Source organism: Streptomyces sp. KLMMK, assembly GCF_036961605.1.
GTDB classification, from domain to species: domain Bacteria; phylum Actinomycetota; class Actinomycetes; order Streptomycetales; family Streptomycetaceae; genus Streptomyces; species Streptomyces telluris.
The window spans coordinates 1-1,945 of record NZ_JBAMDC010000675.1; the positions used below are offsets into that span (position 1 = coordinate 1).

At 78.4% G+C, this 1,945-nt stretch carries 1 protein-coding gene; it reads right to left on the bottom strand.

Features of this window, described 5'->3' with window-relative positions; genetic code table 11:
• On the bottom strand, positions 1–1,646 hold a 1,646-nt coding region (locus V7793_RS37015), incomplete at its 3' end, for a glycogen debranching N-terminal domain-containing protein (RefSeq protein WP_336014068.1).
• Positions 1,647–1,945: the final 299 nt, after the last annotated feature.

Below are 1,945 nucleotides of genomic sequence, written 5' to 3' on the forward strand. Positions count from 1 at the left end.
ATCTCCGGCAGCCGGTGGCCGAAGGCGGCCGCCGCGTCCAGGGTGCCGCGCAGCAGGGCTCCGGCCTCCTTCTCGTACCCGGCGGAGGCCAGGCCCGCCACGGCCACGGCCGTCTCGTGGACCCGGACGGCGCCGCTGCGGTGACCGAAGGGATTGTGGCCCGGCTCCTTGGCCCCGAGGCTGCGCAGGCCCCAGCCGGAGTCGAGCGCCGGTCCGCCGAGCAGCCGGGCCAGCTGCTCGGTCTGCACCTTGTCGAGCAGGCCCGGTGCCTGCATTCCCCCGCCGAGCAGGCCGGTGTCGAGGAGGTGCGCGGCGGCGCTCCCCAGGTGCGGTATCCGGCGCCCGTCGGGCGTGCGGGCGGCTGCGGGGCGCCCACCGCCCGGGTCCTCCACCCAGAAGTCCTCGCGGAAGCGCCTGCGCAGCCCGGCCGCCCAGCTGCGCCAGCTGTCGGCCCCGGGGCGGCCGTAGGTCTCCAGGAGGTCGGCCCCGAGCACGGCCGCGCGGTGGGCGTGCGCCTGCGTCTCGCAGCGGTACGGCCCGCCGGGCTGGGGATCCGCGAGGTATCCCTCGTCCCCCGCCGCGGCCCGCAGCCACTCGAGGCAGCGCTCGGCCGCGGGCAGCAGCGCCTCCGCCTCCCGCTCGGGAAGCCCCCACCGCCGGGCCTCGGCCAGGACGGCGGGGAACAGCAGCGTGGCCTCGGTGCCGGTGCAGCCGGGCGGCAGGTGGGCCCCGGCGTGGCGCAGCGCCCCGGGGATCCGCCCCTTGTCGGGGCCCGGCGCCGCGATCTGCGTCCGGGCCAGGGTGCGCAGCGTCCCCGCGGCCAGCCGGACCCCGAGGGGGAGCGTCATCCGCGCCGCCCAGAGGGCCTCGGCAGGTGCGAGGCCGCACCGCCAGGGGACGCCGGCCGCCAGGTGGACGTCACCGGGGCCCGCGGGGTCGCGCACGAGCAGTGCCCGGAGGTCGTCGAGGGCGGCGGCGAGCAGTGCGCCTGCCCGGGGGTCGTCGCCCTCGGCCTGCGGATCTCCCCAGGGCACCGTGGAGGCACGGCCCGGGGGAACGGCCGCCTCGGGCTGCCGGACCCTGCCGGGCTGCTCGGGCAGGACGCGCAGCTCGATGCTGCGGGTGCCGCCGGGCGGGAGCTCGATCTCCCAGCAGAGCATCCCCGCCGAGGCCAGGGCGTCCCCCGGAGGGGGGTCGGTGGTGACCGCCGCCTGCGCCTCGCCGGTGGACCACCGCAGCCCGGAGGCGTGCACCCCGGCGGGGACCTCGGGCCCGGGCGCACCGGCCGCGACCGCGCCCAGCTCCGCGAGGTCGGTGCCGAGCGACACCTCGACGGGCAGCCGCAGGGGGCGGGCCGCGGTGCTGCGCAAGGCGATCCGCTCCACGCCTTCCGCCGTCCGCAGACGCTCGACCGTGACGGCGGGGTCGGGGCCCGAGTCGGCAGCGGTCCGCACGGCGCCGACGAAACGGGCCCGGTCGGCGCCGAGCATGCGTCCCTGGACGGGCAGCGGCTCGGCGCCGCCGACCTTCAGCCTGCAGCGGGCCAGGAGCCGGCGCCCGCTGCGGTAGAACCCGTCGAGGCCCTGCCCGGTCATCTGCCCGTGCTCCCCGGAGATCGCCAGGGCGGGCAGGGCGACGCAGATCATGGCCGTGTGCACGGGCTGCGGGGCCGGCGGACGCCCCGGAGCGGGGCGTTGCGGCGGAGCAGAACGGGGCCGGGGCGGCTGACCATGGGGGACGATGCCTTGCACTTGACTGCGCTCCCCTGTGGGTGTCACTGACCGGGACGACGGACGACGTTTGCGGGCTACCCGGATGAACGGCGGTGGCCCTGCCGAGGTCACGGTGTGGACGGCCGCCTGTGTGGGCCAGGGGTTCACTGGGACCGGTCCTCGTGGCTGTGGTCCCTCTTGCGCGTGCTCCTGCGCCGTGCGCGGGGCCTGCC